Annotated in this window: 10 protein-coding genes; 4 read left to right on the forward strand and 6 right to left on the reverse strand. The window is 61.2% G+C overall.

What is annotated here, in order from left to right:
• Window positions 1-216: 216 nt before the first annotated feature.
• From FFM53_RS15075 to rocF, 3 genes are all read right to left on the reverse strand, one after another.
• Window positions 217-693: a chemotaxis protein CheW gene (locus tag FFM53_RS15075; RefSeq protein ID WP_003543427.1), complete on the reverse strand. Its 477-nt coding sequence runs from the start codon at window positions 691-693 to the stop codon at window positions 217-219.
• Window positions 694-1,026: 333 nt separating this feature from the next.
• On the reverse strand, window positions 1,027-2,226 hold the full coding sequence (gene rocD, locus FFM53_RS15080) for an ornithine--oxo-acid transaminase (RefSeq protein ID WP_138389530.1): 1,200 nt from the start codon (window positions 2,224-2,226) through the stop codon (window positions 1,027-1,029).
• 75 nt (window positions 2,227-2,301) lie between these two features.
• Complete coding sequence (gene rocF, locus FFM53_RS15085; protein WP_025396247.1) at window positions 2,302-3,237, reverse strand: arginase; 936 nt, start codon at window positions 3,235-3,237, stop codon at window positions 2,302-2,304.
• Between the two features lie 123 nt (window positions 3,238-3,360).
• Here rocF and FFM53_RS15090 point away from each other — a divergent pair, with 123 nt between their 5' ends.
• Window positions 3,361-3,798: an Lrp/AsnC family transcriptional regulator gene (locus FFM53_RS15090; RefSeq protein WP_011653765.1), complete on the forward strand. Its 438-nt coding sequence runs from the start codon at window positions 3,361-3,363 to the stop codon at window positions 3,796-3,798.
• 60 nt (window positions 3,799-3,858) lie between these two features.
• On the opposite strand, the gene FFM53_RS15095 is transcribed toward FFM53_RS15090, so the two are convergent.
• The 3 genes from FFM53_RS15095 to FFM53_RS15105 all read right to left on the reverse strand — a co-directional run bounded on the left by FFM53_RS15095 (window position 3,859) and on the right by FFM53_RS15105 (window position 12,704).
• Window positions 3,859-10,281: a translocation/assembly module TamB domain-containing protein gene (locus tag FFM53_RS15095; protein WP_138389531.1), complete on the reverse strand. Its 6,423-nt coding sequence runs from the start codon at window positions 10,279-10,281 to the stop codon at window positions 3,859-3,861.
• Window positions 10,282-10,348: 67 nt separating this feature from the next.
• The gene (locus tag FFM53_RS15100) at window positions 10,349-12,277 is read right to left on the reverse strand and encodes an autotransporter assembly complex protein TamA (protein WP_173883591.1); all 1,929 of its coding nucleotides are present in this window, start codon (window positions 12,275-12,277) and stop codon (window positions 10,349-10,351) included.
• 169 nt (window positions 12,278-12,446) lie between these two features.
• Entirely contained in the window at window positions 12,447-12,704 is a 258-nt protein-coding gene (locus tag FFM53_RS15105) for a YMGG-like glycine zipper-containing protein (protein ID WP_012759223.1), read from the reverse strand.
• Window positions 12,705-13,029: 325 nt separating this feature from the next.
• On the opposite strand from FFM53_RS15105, the gene hemA reads away from it, so the two are divergent.
• The 3 genes from hemA (at window position 13,030) to FFM53_RS15120 (ending at window position 16,876) form a co-directional block, all read left to right on the forward strand.
• Window positions 13,030-14,244 (forward strand): 5-aminolevulinate synthase, encoded by a 1,215-nt coding sequence (hemA, locus tag FFM53_RS15110; protein WP_138331732.1) that lies wholly within the window; start codon window positions 13,030-13,032, stop codon window positions 14,242-14,244.
• Between the two features lie 361 nt (window positions 14,245-14,605).
• The gene (locus tag FFM53_RS15115; protein WP_138332022.1) at window positions 14,606-15,583 is read left to right on the forward strand and encodes a LacI family DNA-binding transcriptional regulator; all 978 of its coding nucleotides are present in this window, start codon (window positions 14,606-14,608) and stop codon (window positions 15,581-15,583) included.
• 54 nt (window positions 15,584-15,637) lie between these two features.
• Window positions 15,638-16,876: an ABC transporter substrate-binding protein gene (locus tag FFM53_RS15120; protein ID WP_138389532.1), complete on the forward strand. Its 1,239-nt coding sequence runs from the start codon at window positions 15,638-15,640 to the stop codon at window positions 16,874-16,876.
• The last annotated feature ends 6 nt before the right edge of the window (window positions 16,877-16,882 follow it).

A 16,882-nucleotide genomic window follows, 5' to 3' on the forward strand; every position in this document is an offset into this window, starting at 1 on the left:
GGACGAACCGTTGACCGGTTCGCAATCCCAATGTGCCGCAAACGTGTCATCCGAACGCTTCACAATCATGCTGACGGGGCATGGTTAATATTGCGTATAAAAGCTGTTGCTAATTTTATGATGTCAGGATGAAAGTCGCAGCTTAGCCGGGTGTCTGGCGCAATAAAAAACCGCCTGAGAGGGCGGTTTTTCAATAAATTAGTGGTTTTTCAAAGATCAGGCGGCCAGTTCATCCGTCTCGTTTTCCTTGAACATCTTGGCGAGGTTCAGAAAGCAGATCATGCCATTCTCCGAGGCGATGATGCCTTCGCAATAGGCCCGGTCGAAGGAGGCGGTTACCTCGGGCACCGGCTGGACCTGGCTGGACGAGATGGTGAGAATGTCCGAGACGCGGTCGACCAGCATGCCGATGACCATGCTGTGAACTTCGGCGACGACGATGGCGCTGCGCTCATTGGCGACCGTGCTCTTCATGCCGAGCTTGAAAGCAAGATCGATGATCGGGATCACCGAGCCGCGCAGGTTCATGACACCGATGACATCGGCCGGTGCATGCGGGATCGGCGTCGACGGCGCCCAGCCGCGGATTTCGCGGATGGTCGTGGTCTTGACGCAGAATTCCTGATCATGCAGGCGGAAGGCAATAATTTCGAGCGTATCGCCGCTGAAGTTAGTCGAATTGATCGTGGCCATTAGAATTCTTCCCAACTATCGTAAGCCAGGGCAGAAGCGGATGCGCCACCATTGGCGCGGACAAGCTTTGCCTTCATACCACGCGATGGCTTTGCGCTCGGCGAAGCATCGTTACGGTTATCGATGACTTTAGCGAAAGAGTGTTGCCCAAATCTAAATTGAAAGACGAGATTGAGAAGGTTTTTAAGCTCGGATGAAGGGGAGGCAGTTTTGCTGCCGATCTCCTCCAGCCGATATTTTTGCAGCAATTCAAAGTGCTACAGCGTCCTTTGCGCGTCTAAAAGACGCGCGGCGCTGCAGTCGGGATTCTGAAGAAGAATTTCGCCGATTTACTCAGCTTATCGTCTTTTCGATCTGCGAGACCGCCCAATCGACCTGCTCCCTTGATATGACCAGTGGTGGAGCGAGGCGAATCGTGTGGTCGTGGGTGTCCTTGGCGAGAAGGCCGCGCTCCTTCAGCGCATGGCAATATTGCCGGGCGCCGCCGGCTTCGGGTTCCAGCTCGATGGCCATCATCAGGCCGCGGCCGCGTACGTCCCTGACGATGTTCGAGCGGATCGATCTCAGGCCTTCGAGGAAGTAGTCGCCCATAACAGCGGCGTTCTCGATCATGCCCTCTTCCGCCAAAACCTTGAGTGCTGCGCGCGCCACTGCGCAGGCGAGCGGATTGCCGCCGAAGGTCGAACCGTGCTGGCCGGGCTTCAGCACGCCCAGAACTTCGGAATTCGAAAGCACGGCCGACACCGGATAGAAGCCGCCGGACAGCGCCTTGCCGATCAGCGTCACGTCGGCCTCGATGCCTTCGTGCTCCTCGGCCAGCAGCTTGCCGGTACGGCCGAGGCCGGTCTGGATCTCGTCGAGGATGAGGGTGACGTTGTTTGCCGTGCAAAGCTCGCGGATGCGGGTGAAATAACCCGACGGCGGGATGATGACGCCGGCTTCCCCCTGGATCGGTTCGATCAGGGCGGCCACGGTATTTCTGTTGATTGCGGCGGCGAAAGCCTCGGCATCGCCGAAGGGAATGATGCGGAAACCTGACGTGTAGGGGCTGAAACCGCTGCGGGCCTCGGGATCTGTGGAGAAACTGATGATGCTCAGCGTCCGGCCATGGAAATTATCGGCGCAGACGATGATTTCCGCCTTGCCCTCCGGCACGCCCTTGACCTCGTAACCCCATTTGCGCACCGCCTTAATGGCGGTCTCCACCGCTTCGGCGCCGGAATTCATCGGCAGGATCTTATGCGAGCCGGTGAGAGCCGCGAGCTCTTCGTAGAGATAGGCGAGCTGATCGTTGCGAAAGGCGCGGGAGGTGAGCGTCAGCCTGCCTGCCTGTTCGACCATGGCGGCGAGGATTTTCGGATGGCAGTGGCCCTGGTTGACGGCGGAATAGGCCGAGAGACAATCGAGATAACGGTTGCCGTCGGTATCCCAGACATAAACACCTTCGCCACGCGTCAGCACCACGTCGAGCGGCTTGTAGTTATGGGCGCCGAGCCGTTGTTCCGTGGCGATCAGTTTTTCCGAAGTGTTCATGGTCGTACTCCCTCTAATCTTATTTCACGCATGTCGTTATCGCAAAACCGCTGCACACTTTTGCTCGACATGCTCTTACGCGGCGCGTGTCGGACGATCGAAGATGCGGCGGCCGAAGAGGCTTGCCGTCAGTTCCACCAGGATGCGGGCGCTCTTGCCGCGATCGTCGAGAAACGGATTGAGCTCGACGAGATCGAGCGACGAGACGAGGCCGCTGTCCGAAAGCATTTCCATCACCAGATGCGCCTCGCGAAAAGTCGCGCCGCCCGGAACCGTCGTGCCGACGCCCGGCGCAATCTCGGGATCGAGGAAATCGAGGTCGAGGCTGACATGCAGCAGGCCGTTCGCCTTGGTGACGACATCGAGGATCTCACGCATGATGGCGCCAATGCCCTGCTCGTCGATCGCGCGCATGTCGAAGACATTGACGCCGTGTTCGTGGATTTCCTCGCGCTCGCGCGCATCGACCGAACGGATGCCGACCTGGAAGACATTCTTCGGATCGACGAACGGACGGTCCTTCGGCAGGATCTCGGCGAACTCCGCCTCGCCGCAGAAGAAGGCGACCGGCATGCCGTGAATATTGCCGGAGGGCGAGGTGGCCGGGGAATTGAAATCGGCATGGGCGTCGAGCCAGAGCACGAAGAGCGGGCGGTCTTTGCTGGCGGCATAACGGGCCATTCCGGAGACGCTGCCCATGGAGAGGCTGTGGTCGCCGCCAAGAATCAGCGGGAAACGGCCGGAGGCGGCCACGTCGTGGACGCTGCTTTCGAGGGCGCGCGTGAAGGCGCCGACGATCCTCAGATTATGGGCCTTCGGGTGGTTCGGCAGGTCCATTGCTGGCACGATCCTGAGATCGCCGATATCGGCGACGTCATGGCCAAGCTCGATCAGCGTCTGGTCGACGCCGGCTATGCGCAGGGCCGCGGGGCCCATGGCAGCCCCTCTGCGGCCGGAGCCTTCTTCCAGCGGCGCGCCGATGAGGGTGACAGATCGCGATTGCGCATTCATGTGGAGGGCTCCGTGTTGAGGCCTGTTTCGGCCGATAGTGGGACAAAGGGCTGGCGGCAAAAAGATGGAAAAGTGTCAGAAATGGACTATGATTGCGCAGATTGATAAACCCATTTTGACAAAGTGATCAGCGTGGATGATCTCGACACCGAACTTCTGAGTGCACTTCGCCATAACGCCCGGATTTCCGTCTCCTCGCTTGCGGCGATGACCGGCGCATCGCGGGCAACGGTTGCCACCCGTATCGACCGGCTGGTGGCCAGCGGCACCATCGTCGGCTTCACCATCCGCACCGGCCATGAGACGCGCTCCGCCGGCGTGCGCGCCATCGTCATGATCGAGGTGCTCGGCAAGCTCGCCGACAGGGTGGCCGATCAGTTAAGGGGCCTGCCGCAGGTGCGCGCGCTTCACAGCACCAACGGCAAATGGGATTTCGTCGCCGAACTCGAGGATCGCGACCTTGCCGCCTTCGACGAGACGCTGCGCCGCATCCGGCTAATCAACGGCATCAATTCGACCGAGACCAACATCCTTCTGAAGACCAGCAAAACCGGTTTCTAAGCCGGCTTAAAGCTCGTGCATGCTGTCCTCAAACTGCTGCACAGCTTCTTGCGAGAGGCATCAATATTCCCGTTCGTAGACAATCCCGGCTTCGCCCTCACCGTTGCCACCGGCCCCCCCGCGCAGCTTGACGCCGCGGCCGACATCGAGGTTGATCACCGCCTTGGCGCCAGCCGAACCGCCCTGCTGCAACTCGAAATAGGTGCGGTCGTTGAGGTAGCGGCCGACGCTGACGCTCGTCTGGCCCTTGGAATCGGTGCTGACGTCGAAATCGTCGACGCCGAGCTGGTTGCGCAGGCCTTCGAAAAGCGACGTCGAGCGGTTGCCGGCCAGCTGACTGACCGCGTCGGCGAGCTGAGCGATCTGCACCGGCGAGAGCTTCGACATCGACTGGCCGAAGATCAGCTGCGCCAGCACCTCGTCCTGCGGCAGTTCGGGCGAGGAGGAGAAGGTGATCGCGGGGTCGGTAGCGAGGCCGGCGACGTCGACGGTCAGCGTCGTCGAGCCTGAGGCCGAGGTCGCTTCCATATCGAGCGCCGGCGTCAGGTCGCCGGCGAAGGTGATCCTGCTCTTGTCGGAAAAATCCAGCCGGCGGTTGAGAATGGTCATGCGGCCGCGGCGCATGGTGAAACCGCCGGTCACGATGGGTGCAGCCGCCGTTCCGCGGATCGTCACCAGACCGCCAAGCTCGGCATCGATGCCGCGGCCGCGCACGAAGATATGCGAGGGCGCGTCGATTTCGAGATCCAGCGTGATCACGGAGGATTTCTCTCCGGGTTTCTGCTCGCCGTCATCCCGCAACTGCGCAAGTACAGCCCGCGGCGCATTCTTGTGGCGGATGTCGATTTCTCTCAGCGAGGTGGGCAATTTTTCCGGGACCGTGATCGAGGTCTTGTCCAGTCGAAGCTTGCCGCTTAGCGTCGCATTGGTGATCGGCCCGCGCAGGCCGACCGTGCCATTGACTGTCGAGACGACAAGGGTTCCATCGACATAGACCGCCTTGTCGAGCTTGATCGAAATGTCAGCGGGAAAACCTCCGGCCGGCTGGATGCCGATGGTGCCGCTGGCCGAAATCGTACCGCCGCCGCCAAGGTTGCCGGTGAGGCGCGATATCACGGCCTGGCTGCCATTGAAGGTCACGGTCGCCGTCAGATTGTTGACGGCCATATTGCGCCGAACGTCGACGAGCTTTGCGCCATTGGTCGAGACAGTGCCGTTGATGACGGGTGCTGCGGCCGTTCCGCCAATCTGCAGGTTGACGGTGGCGACGCCGTCCGCGACGAGGCCCTGTTGCGCAAGCGGGGCGCCGAGCACGGCGAAAGGAAGATTGCCTGTGAAGCGCATGTCCATGGCGCGATTGCCTGTGATGACGACGCTGCCGCCGCCCTTCAGCGACATGCCGGCGTCACCGGCAAGACTGGTATCGACCGTCAGCTTGTTTCCGGCAAGTTTGCCTGATGCGCCGATGCTGAACGGCGAAAGGCCGGCACCTTTTGTCTGGCTCGTCGCTGCGTTCTTCCAGTCGACCTTGAAGTCGACGGAGGGCGCCGATAGCGCGCCGGTGGCTTTTACGGTCGCAGAGACCGCGCCCTCGGCTGCAAGGCCGGGAACGAAGCCGTTGGCAATGCCGGCCGGAAGATTGTTGGTATTCGCCGTGACATCGAGCGACCGGATCGACGTGCCGGCGATGGCAAGATTGCCGGCAGCTTTCAGCGCGATGCCGCCGCCGCCGTTGAGGGCGGCATCGAAATCCAGCCTGTCACCGGTGTATTTTCCCGTCGCCGCCAGCGCAAGGCGAGATAGGCCGGCAGCCTTGGTGTGGCTGGTAGCGGCATCCTTCCAGTCGAGCTTGAAATCGACGATCGGATTTGCCGGCGTTCCCGACGTCACGGCGCTTGCCGAAAGCGTGCCTTCGGCACCGAGTCCTGGAACGAAGGCGTTTGCGATATTTGCCGGCAGCGCCGGAATATCGGCATTGATCGAAAGGTCCCGAATGGCAGTTCCCGCGATTGTGACGCCGCCCGTCGCCTTGGCCAACACACCGTCCTTGCCGGCGAGATTGGCTTCGAAATCGACCCTGTCATTGGCGAACTTGCCGGAAGCCGCAGCACTCAGGCCCGAAAGGCCGCTGCTCTTGGTCTGGGCGGTCGCAGCGTTCTTCCAGTCGAGCTTGAAATCGACCGCCGGCTTTGGCAGCGCGCCGGAGGCAGATGCTGTTCCCGAGACTGTGCCTTCGGCCGCAAGACCCGGGACGAAGCCGTTGGCGAGGCCTGCCGGAAGGTTGGCGAGATCGGCCTTGACGTCAAGATTGCGGACCGACGTGCCTGAAATCGCAATATTGCCGGCGGCCTTCAGCGACAGGCCGTCCTGGCCGCCGAGATTGGCTTCGAAATCGAGCCTGTCGTCGGCGAAGCGTCCGGATGCGGCAAGCGCTAAGCCCGAGAGATGAGCGCTTCGGGTATGGCTGGTCGCAGCATCCGTCCAGTCGAGCTTGAAATCGGCTTTCGGTGCGGCGGGTGTCCCGGTGGCGGACAGGGTGCCTGATACCGTGCCGCCGGCCGCCAGATCGGGAACGAAGGCATTTGCGAGACTGGCCGGAAGCTTGGCGATCTCGGCATCGACCTTGATGCTGTCGATCGCCGTACCCGCCAATGCGACATTGCCCATGGCCTTCAGTGAGAAGTCTTTATCGCCGCTGACTGCCGCATTGAAATCAAGCTTGTTGTCGGCAAATTTTCCCGATGCGGCCACGCCGAGCGCGGCAAGGCCGGCACGTTTCGTGTGACTCGTCGCAGCATCCTTCCAATTGAGGTCGAAATCGGCACTCGGGGCGGAAAGCGACCCGCTGGCCGAGATCTTTCCTGAGATCGCGCCTGCGGCGGCGAGATCGGCGACGAAGCTGTTTGCGATATTCGCCGGGACATTTGCCAGCGCTGCATCGACTTTGATGCTGTCGATCGCCGTACCGGCCAATGCGACATTGCCCATGGCCTTCAGTGAGAGGTCTTTATCGCCGCTGACTGCCGCATTGAAATCAAGCTTGTTGTCGGCAAATTTTCCCGATGCGGTCACGCCGAGCGCGGCGAGGCCGGCACGTTTCGTGTGGCTCGTCGCAGCATCTTTCCAATTGAGATCGAAATTGGCGGTCGGAGCGGAGAGCGACCCGTTGGCCGAGACTGTTCCTGAGATCGCGCCTTCGGCGGCGAGATCGGCGACGAAGCTGTTTACGATATTTGCCGGTACATTCGCCAGTGCGGCGTCGATTGTGACGTTGCCGAGCGTCGTGCCCGTGATGGCGACATTGCCGGTTGTCTTCAGCGAGAGACTGTTGGGGCCGCCGATCACGGTGTCGAAATCGAGTTTGCTGTCGGCGAATTTTCCGGATGCCTTGACGGCGAGCTCGGCAAGCCCCGCACGCTTCGTCTGGCTCGTCGCAGCATTTTTCCAATCGAGATCGAAATTGGCGGTGGGATTAGCGAGGGAGCCGGAAGCCCCCACTTTTCCCGTAATCGTGCCTTCGGCGGCGAGATCGGGAACGAAACCATTGGCGATGCGGGCAGGCAGATTGAGGATATCGGCGTCGACATCAAGCACCGGCGCCTTCGGGTCGGCGAGCGTGACATTGCCGGCAGCCCTCAGCGACAGGCCGTCACTACTGCCGACCGTCGTGTCGAAATCGAGCTTATTGTCGGCGAATTTGCCGCCGGCGGTGATGCCGAGCGGTGCCAGGCCCGCCCCCTTCGTCTGACCCGTCGTCGCATCCTTCCAGTCGAGCTTGAAGTCGGCGACCGGTGCTGCCGGCGTTCCGGTCACGGCAATCGTACCTGAGATCGTGCCGTCGGCTGACAGGTTGGGCACGAAACCATTGGCAAGCGCTGCCGGCAACTCGCGGATGTCTGCATCGATCTTCAGCGTTTCGCCGGCGGAACCGGTGACGGTCACCGAGCCGGTGCCGGTTTTCAGCATCAGTCCGTTCAGGCTGGCGGCACCGCCGCCGATTGCGACCTGCGTCGGTGCGGCAAGCTCGATCGGGATATTGCGGGGGCTTGCCGAGAAGCGATCAAGGTTCAGGTGCATCGTGCCGCCCGCCGCTTCGATACTGCCGGTGGCCAGCACGGGATTGCCGTCATAGGCCGCATCGAGATCGAAATCGGTATGGTCTTGCTGCTTGGTAAAACCGAGCGAAAGGCCGGCGAGCCTGTTCGTTCCGGCACTCACCTCCTCGGCCTTGACCGTGCCGTTTGCCGCAAGGGCTTTGAGATCGCTGACCGTGACATCGATATCCGGCTTGACGATCGCAAGCGTATCACGGCGGATCGAGCCGCCGGTCGCAAGCAGCTTGAGCGCAATCCTGCCGCTGTCGCTGCTGACGCCGAGCGACCCTTTGAGATCGCCTTCGGCCTTCTGTCCGCCGAGTGCGGCGAGCAGGCCGATATTGGGGAAATCGAAGGTCAGCGCGCCTGTCGGCTCAAGGGAAGACGAGAATTCCACATTGCCGGTCAGCCGGTTGCCGCCGATATCGGCGGTCAGTGTCGGAATGCTCGTCTTGCCGTCCTGCGAGCGGATGTCGCCGTTGATGCCGATCGGCTGGCCGTCGATCGTGCCGGTGGCGGCGATCCTGCCCTGCGGGGCCTTGGGATCGGCGAGACCCGACAGGTCGATATTGAGGTTGCCGAGCACGCGGTCGGCCATTTCAAGGCTGGGCGCCTTGAGATTGGCCGTGACGGAAATCGCCGGGAGCTCACCCCCCACTCTCAACGCATAACCCGCCCCGCCGCTGGCGCCGGGGATGAGCTTGCCGATGTCAGGCAACCGGCCGGAGAGATCGGCGTTCAAGATCCCGCCGTCGAGCGCGACGTTGCCCGCCGCTTCGAGCGTGCCGGACTTCAGGACGAGATTGGACAACGCGAATTTCGACGGGATGGTGCCGACCACCTGGCTTTCGAGCGAGATCGGCCCGTCGAACTTGCCTGTTGCCGCAGCCGGCAGGGCTGCCGGGTTGATGGTGAGCTTGAGGTTGCCGGTCAGCGCTTGGTCTGTCAGCCGATAGGAGCCGTTGAGGCTGCCGTTGATATTGGCGCTTTCGACGGTGGTGCCGTTGAAGCCGATACCACTGGGCGAGATCTGCAGCGGCGAGGCGATGGTGATCGGGCCTTGGACCGCACGATTGAGGTTCGGCTCGGCAAAGGTCGCGTCGCCGGCAACGAGGCGCAACTGGACGCTGCCGGAACGGGCGGCGAGATTGAAGGCGTCGCTCTTTGCTGTCAGCTTGATGTTGCCGATATTGGCCTGCGGCAGGGTTGCGGTGTCGAGCGAGCCGCTGACGTTCAGTCGGGCGGTCTGCGCATCGCCTGTTAGTGCCAGGTTGAGGCCTGATATCAGGAAGCGGGCTTCGCCTTCGGCGAGCGGCCAGCGGAAATCGACAGGCCCCGACGTGCCGAGCAGATTGGCGTTCAGGCTGTTGTTGCCGGCAGGATCGAGGGTGCCCGAGGCGGCGATCACAACGCTGCCGGTGGCGATATTGCCGGTCTGGATATCGATCTTGCCGTGATTGTCGAAGGTGGTGGCAAGATCGATATTGGTCTGGCCGGCAAAAAGCGGCCGGAATGCCGATGGAAGCAGCGAGCTCAGGTCACCGCCGCCCTTGAGGTCGAGGTGGTGCAGCCCGTCTTCCGTAATCTGGTGCCGCGCTTCGATTGCGGCACGCTGCTGCCCGTCGAGGGCAGCCTGCAATTTGCCTTTCCAATCGGATATCGGCCCCTGGCCATCGAGATCGATGTTGACGGCCGGGCTGTCCGGCAGACCGAGAAAGCCTGCCAGCAGCCCGCCCTTCGGCTCGGACAGCTGCGCCTTCAGCCGCAGCCGGTTTTCGGCTGGCGCAAAAGCGATGTCGGCGGCAAGCCGCGCATCCGGAACCGCGTGACGGCTGACATTGACGACGGCCTCGCCGCCATCGCCGTTCGCCGAAAGGCTGCCTTCGGCGGCGAGCGCAAAGGCGCGGCCGGCAACGGGTGCGGCAAGTTTGATATCGGGCAGCGCGATGCGGTCTATATCGACCTTGATCGGAAGGCTGAATCCGCCGGAATTTTCAGCCTTCGGCCGCGAGGGCAGGGTGCGCACCGGCTTGCGCAGCACGTTGATCGCTTCGATCTCGAAGCGTTTGGCATGGAAGGTTCCGGTCAGCAGCGCAAGCGGATTCCAGTCGATCGCGACGCCATGAATTTCCGCAAAGACGCCCCTGGTGTCGGAGATGGAGATCTCGGCGGCGCGAAGCCCGCCGGTCAAAAGGCCTTGCGGTTCGCGAACCTCGATCGTCATGTCGCGATTGGACAGCGTGGAGGCTATCTTTTCGGTGACGATGCGGGCACCAAAACTGGTGAAGCCGAAGATCGCCAGTGCTACGACCGCGAGAATCAACGTGGCGCCGACGACATAGCCGGTGAGCCGTACGACCCAGTTGACGATTTTTGTCAGCGTTTGCATCGGCGCGGACACTACCCCGTTTTCATGACGGCCCACAGATCGGAAAACACGAGCGGAATCGGCAATCCTAGAAAGATTGGCCGATGCCGGCGTAGATTCCGTAATCTGTGCCATCTTCGTACTTGTTCAGCGGCATGGCAAAATCAAGCCGCAGCGGGCCGAAAGGCGTTGCATATCGTATTCCGGCGCCGGCACCGGCGCGAATATCGGAAAAACCCGGAAAGGTGCTGTCCGATACGGTGCCGACATCGATGAAGGGCACGATGCCGATCGTATCGGTGATCTTGATGCGGGCCTCCAGCGAACCGGTCACATAGGAACGGCCGCCGGTGGGATCGCCATCGTCGTTATAGGGCGAGATTTCCTGATAGCTGTATCCGCGCACGGAGCCGCCGCCGCCGGCAAAGAAGCGCTGCGTGGCGGGAATGTCCCCAATGCTGTCGCCGCCGATCAGGACGCCGGCGGCAACCTTGCCGGCAAGCACCACGCCGTCTTCCTGTCCGAACGGCAAGTAGCCGGAGATCGAGCCCTCGAATGCCGCATAGGGCGTGGCGTTGAAGATCTCGTAGCCGGGCTTAGCCGAGAATGTTGCGCGATAACCCTCCGTCGGGTTGAACTTGTCGTCGCGTGCGTCGCGGTCATATTGGATCGGCAAGGTGAAGGTCAGGTAGTCGTTCGTGCCGAAGGCGTCGTCGTCGCGCTCCCAGCTGACCTCGCCGGCTGCCGAGACGGTGTCCCGGTCGGTCAGTTCGTAGGAAAGGCCGAGCGAGGCGGTGACGAGCGTGGCGTTATAGGCATCCGGATTTTCGGTCTTGGCGACGATGCTGGCCTTCAGCGTGGCGGCGGGAAAGAAGGCGCCGGGCTTGGTGAACAGGATGCCGGCGGAATAGTCGAGGCTGCCGACATCGGTCGTTTCGCCAAGCCGCGAGACCGCTCCCTCGATCCTCAGCGTTTCGGCTTCGCCAAAAAGGTTGCGGTGGCCCCAATAGCCCTGAACACCGAAGCCGTCGGTGGTGGAATATTGCGCGCCGACGCCGAAGTAGCGCCTCTTGCCCTCTGAAACTTCGATCGTCATCGGCAAGGTGCCGTCCGATGCCAGCGCATCTCCTTGGTGAATGGTGACGCTCGAAAAGACGCCGAGGGCGCGAAGCCGCTCGCCGGCTTTCTTCAACGTTTCCGGGGAATAGGCTTCGCCCTTGTTCAGCCGGGAATAACGCTGGATGAAAGCTGGCTTGACGGTCTTCTCGCCGGTGACGCCGACATCGCCGATCGGAGCGATGGGGCCGCCCTCGGCAGCAAGGACGATATCGACGGTATCGCTGTTGTGATCGGCGACCACCTTGCGTTCGGTCAACTTGGCGAAGGGCCGGCCTTCGCTCTTCAATTGTTCGACGATCTTGTCGCCGGCCCTGATGATCGCCAACGAGCCGGCTTGCGCACCCGGGGCGAGATCGTAATCGGCGGGATTATGGTTTGCGGCATCGCCGCCGAACTGGACCTCCCTGACCTTGAAAACGGGGCCGGGAGCAATGGCGACGGTGACGGGAATCGGCCCGGACCGGTCGAATGTCGGATTGGGCGGCAGGTCGTCGATATTCTTGCCGTCGATGGTGATCGTCACCAGGCCGCCATAACGGGCCTTTTCATACAGAGTGGCGATCAGCCGCTCCCGGTCGTCGCGCGCCTTGACGACGACGCCGAGATCGCCGGAAACCGGCAGCTTCTGGTCGCTGACGAGACGGGAACTGTTTTCCAACGCTTCTTTCAGGTCCGGATCGGCGGTATCGGCTTTGAGGTCGACCTGGTAGCGCACCGGATCGGGCACCTGTTCGCCTTCGTCTTCCTCTTTGCCGAAAATGGTGATGCCGAAAAGCTTGAAGGCGTAAGCGTCGCCGATCAGCACCGGTGAGAACGCAGCCGCCGCTGCGACCACCATCATGGTGCCTGTTCGCCGATACGCAGTACCTGTTTTCGGGCCTGTCCCTCTGATCCGCATCCGCCGCTTTTGGTTGTGTCTACATTGAAGCTTCGTTGCCCAGCCATGAATAGCTTAGCGGCAAAATCGCGCGAGGTGTACCATTTTAAATTGCCAACGCGCTAATTTAGCACAAAAAATCCCGGACCTGTGTCCGGGATTTCTTGAATTTGCCGATTTCAGTGCGCTCTCAGCGCGGGCAACTATCGATATAGCGGCGGCCGTAGCGGTCGCGATAGTAGCACTGGCCGGGCTGTTCGGCGACGCTGCCGATGAGGGCGCCGGACACGCCGCCGATAGCGGCGCCGACTGCCGCGCCACGGACGTTGCCGGTGACTACGCCGCCGATGACGGCGCCTGATGCAGCGCCGATGCCGGCGCCTTGCTGCGTCGGCGTGCAGCTTGCGATCGACAAGCCGATCAATGCGAGTATGACAACTTTCTTCATCTTTTCTCTCCGAGGTTGTTGCCCAGCGGGCAAAGGCCGTCCCTTTTATTTTTTGTCAGGCTAGACCGAAAACTATGTCGGAAGAAAGGGTTGTCCACTGCTGTCCTGATTTTTTTCGATACAGGATGTTGTCGCCAGCTGCACGGTTTCGCGAATTTCCATTATGCTTGCCACATCAATTTCGTTGATCGCGGCTCGCATATTCTTTATCTGGAATCATTCAAAACTCTGCGCCTTTTGCCGCAGTTGATGTTAAAGCAAAGGGCAAGGGTTGACGCGCGAACGTCCGGTCAGCAAGAACGGTCGCGTGATACTGGAGCATATGATGGATTTCGAAGCGTATTTTAAAAGCGAGCTGGACGGGCTTCACATCGAGGGCCGTTACCGCGTTTTTGCCGATCTCGAACGTCACCGCGGCAATTTTCCGCGCGCGACGCGCCATACGGCCGATGGCGCAAAAGAAGTTACCGTCTGGTGCTCCAACGACTATCTCGGCATGGGCCAGCATCCCAAGGTGATCGAGGCGATGAAGAACGCCATCGACCACTGTGGCGCGGGTGCGGGAGGCACCCGGAATATTTCTGGCACCAACCATCACCACGTCGTGCTCGAACGTGAGCTTGCCGATCTGCACGGCAAGGAAGCTGCCCTGATCTTCACATCAGGCTATGTTTCCAACTGGGCGGCACTCGGCACGCTCGGTGCGAAGATTCCCGGGCTCATAATCTTCTCTGACGCTATGAACCATGCCTCGATGATCGAGGGTATTCGCCACGCCAAGTGCGACAAGGTGATCTGGAAGCACAATGACGTGGCCGATCTCGAGGCCAAGCTCGCTGCCGCCGATCCGAGGGCGCCGAAGCTGATCGCCTTCGAGAGCGTCTATTCGATGGATGGCGATATCGCCCCGATCAAGGAGATCTGCGATCTCGCCGACAAATATGGCGCGATGACCTATCTCGACGAAGTGCATGCCGTCGGCATGTACGGCCCGCGTGGCGGCGGCATTGCCGAACGCGAGGGGCTGATGGACCGGTTGACCGTCATCGAGGGCACGCTCGGCAAGGCTTTCGGGGTGATGGGCGGCTATATCGCCGCTTCGACGGCGCTTTGCGATTTCATTCGCTCGTTTGCCTCCGGCTTCATCTTCACCACGGCGCTGCCGCCGGCACTTGCCGCCGGCGCCGTCGCCTCGATCCAGCACCTGAAGGTCAGCCAGTTCGAGCGCGCCCGCCATCAAGATCGTGTCCGCAAGCTGAGAGCGCTGCTCGACCAGCGCGGCATTCCGCATATGCCCAATCCGAGCCATATCGTGCCGGTGCTGGTCGGCGATGCGGCCAAGTGCAAGTGGATCTCCGATCTGCTGCTCGACAATTGCGGCGTCTACGTCCAGCCGATCAACTATCCGACCGTGCCGAAGAAGACCGAGCGCCTGCGCATTACGCCGACGCCGCTGCATTCCGACGCCGATATCGCCCATCTGGTTGAGGCGCTGCATTCGCTCTGGTCGCGCTGCGCACTCGCAAGGCACGTCGCCTGATTTTTCGATGATCGCTCGGTTCGAACCGTAATTCAGGGCCTCCACCGGAGGCTCTGACAGCGATCGGTCTTGCTCCCGCAAAGACGCTGGAACAAACCTCCCTTGCCCGTCCAAGATCGTCCGCTCTGCGCTTGGTCTTAACACCGATGACACATCGCAATCGGCCTGACCGATGCGCATCGATCTTTCCCTGTGCTTGCCTCTTGCCGCAACTGTGTTGCCGATCCGAGCTTTGGTGTGGCGTGAGAAAACCTTTTCTCACTTGACATAAGGATTGGTAAAAGCTTTTCTCAGATCACTTCAGAAGGAGGACGTTCTGAACATATCGGGAGGAAAAAGAGGCAGGATCACCATCCACGAGGTGGCGGCTGCTGCCGCGGTGAGCATCTCGACGGCGTCGAAAGCTCTCAATGATACCGGCCGGATGGGGTCGGAAACGCGCGAGCGGGTGAAACGGATCGCCGCCGAGATCGGATACCGGCCGAATGCGCTGGCGAGAGGTCTTCTCAGCAAGCGCAGCTTCACCATCGGGCTGCTGACGAACGATACTTACGGCCGTTTCACGCTGCCTGTCATGGCGGGTATCTCGGATGCTCTCGTCGATCACGGCGTTTCGGTCTTCCTGTGCGCCATCGAAGACGATCCGGCGCTCGCCCAGATCCATGTCGATGCGATGCTGGACAAACAGGTCGACGGCATCATTGCGACGGGAAAACGCCTGGATCGGCGCCTGCCTGTCGATCTTTCGAATTTGCATGTGCCTGTCGTCTACGCATTCACGGAGGGGACGCAGAACAGTGTCACCTTCCGTTCGGACGACGAACAGGGTGCGCGGCTGGCGGTGGAATGGCTCGTGAAGATCGGACGGCGGCGGATTGCGCACATCACCGGGCCGGAGGACTTCTTCTCAGTGCGGGAACGTGCCGGCGCCTATCACGAGGTGGCAGGTCACCGTGAGCCGGTGCTCTACGGCGTCTGGTCGGAAAGCTGGGGGCATGATGCGGTCGAACAGCTTTGGAAGAGGTCGGGAGAAAAACCGGATGCTCTCTTCTGCGGCAATGACCAGATCGCCCGCGGCGCGGTGGATGCGTTGCGCGAGCGCGGCGTCAAGGTGCCGCAGGACGTCTCGGTCATCGGCTTCGACAATTGGGAGATTGTCGCGGCCCAGACGCGGCCGCCGCTGACGACGGTGGACATGGAACTGAAGGAGCTCGGGCGGCAAGCCGGATTGACGGTGCTCGCGCTTGCGGAAGGACGGCCTGTCGAGCCGGGAGTGAGGAAATTGCCGTGCCGGCTGATCGTCCGGCAGTCATGCGGGGGTACAGCCCCGAAGGAATGAGAACAAGAGAATGAGCAAAGGCGCGAGGAGATGCGCCATATCGGGAGGAGTGTCATGATCAAGCGTCTATTGGCGGCGACCAGCATCGCTACCTTGTGCCTGTTTTCGGCCGCGTCAGCTGCCGAGAATGTCGAAATGTGGGTTCGTACGGGGATCGGCGACGCCTTCAAGAAGGTCGTCGAAGCCTATAATTCCGGTCACGAGAACAAGGTCGTGATGACCGAGGTGCCGTTCTCCGAACTCGTGCAGAAATATGCGACGGCGATCGCCGGCGGACAGGCGCCGGACGCCCTGTCGATGGATCTGATCTATAATCCGGCCTTTGCTGCGGCCGGCCAGCTGGAAGACCTGACGGACTGGGCAAAATCCCTGCCCTATTTCAACTCGCTTTCGCCATCGCATGTTCGCCTCGGCACCTATCAGGACCGGATTTACGGCCTGCCGCTTTCGGTCGAGACCTCCGTCTTTGCCTGGAACAAGGATCTCTACAAGAAGGCAGGTCTCGACCCGGAAATGGCACCTGTGAATTGGGACGAAATCACCGCCAATGCCGAGAAGATCCGGGCGCTGGGTGACGATACCTACGGCTTCTATTTCTCCGGCGGCGGCTGCGGCGGCTGCATGATCTTCACCTTCACGCCGTTGGTCTGGGGTGCGGGCGCCGATATCCTGTCGGCCGACAGCAAGACGGCGACGCTCGATACGCCGCAGATGCGCAAGGCCGTCGATATCTACCGCAACATGATCAAGAAGGACCTCGTGCCGGCAGGAGCCGCCAGCGACAACGGCGCCAACTTCCTGACCTTCACCAACGGCAAGATCGGCCAGCAGAGCCTTGGCGCCTTTGCCATCGGCACGCTGGTGACCGAGCATCCCGATATCAACTTCGGCGTAACGCTCATTCCTGGCGTCGACGGGAAGCCTTCGTCCTTTGCCGGCGGCGACAACTTCGTCATCACCAAGGGCACGAAGAAGATCGACGCGGTGAAGGAGTTCATCGAATATGTATATTCGATGGACGGCCAGAAGATCATGGCGAAGTATGGCAGCCTGCCGACGCGCGGCGATATCGCCGACAAGGTGCTTGAGGGCCTCGATCCGCGCATGCAGGTCGGCCTGAAGGCGATCGGTGTGGCCAAGACCCCCTATACGCTGCAGTTCAACGATCTGATCAACAGCGCCAACGGGCCATGGGCAAGCTTCACCAACGCCGCGATCTTCGGCGAAGACGTCGACGGCGCGTTTTCGAGTGCGCAATCGGAAATGCAATCGATCATCGATAGCGGCCAGTAAACTCTC

Source organism: Rhizobium indicum (assembly GCF_005862305.2).
Lineage (GTDB): Bacteria > Pseudomonadota > Alphaproteobacteria > Rhizobiales > Rhizobiaceae > Rhizobium > Rhizobium indicum.

What these genes read in the sequence shown, in the direction of transcription:
- hemA (WP_138331732.1), top strand. Translation starts at nt 13,030, where the DNA reads ATGGATTTCGAAGCGTATTTTAAAAGCGAGCTGGACGGGCTTCACATC.
- rocD (WP_138389530.1), bottom strand. Translation starts at nt 2,226, where the DNA reads ATGAACACTTCGGAAAAACTGATCGCCACGGAACAACGGCTCGGCGCC.
- rocF (WP_025396247.1), bottom strand. Translation starts at nt 3,237, where the DNA reads ATGAATGCGCAATCGCGATCTGTCACCCTCATCGGCGCGCCGCTGGAA.
- FFM53_RS15120 (WP_138389532.1), top strand. Translation starts at nt 15,638, where the DNA reads ATGATCAAGCGTCTATTGGCGGCGACCAGCATCGCTACCTTGTGCCTG.
- FFM53_RS15075 (WP_003543427.1), bottom strand. Translation starts at nt 693, where the DNA reads ATGGCCACGATCAATTCGACTAACTTCAGCGGCGATACGCTCGAAATT.
- FFM53_RS15105 (WP_012759223.1), bottom strand. Translation starts at nt 12,704, where the DNA reads ATGAAGAAAGTTGTCATACTCGCATTGATCGGCTTGTCGATCGCAAGC.
- FFM53_RS15095 (WP_138389531.1), bottom strand. Translation starts at nt 10,281, where the DNA reads ATGCAAACGCTGACAAAAATCGTCAACTGGGTCGTACGGCTCACCGGC.
- FFM53_RS15100 (WP_173883591.1), bottom strand. Translation starts at nt 12,277, where the DNA reads ATGCGGATCAGAGGGACAGGCCCGAAAACAGGTACTGCGTATCGGCGA.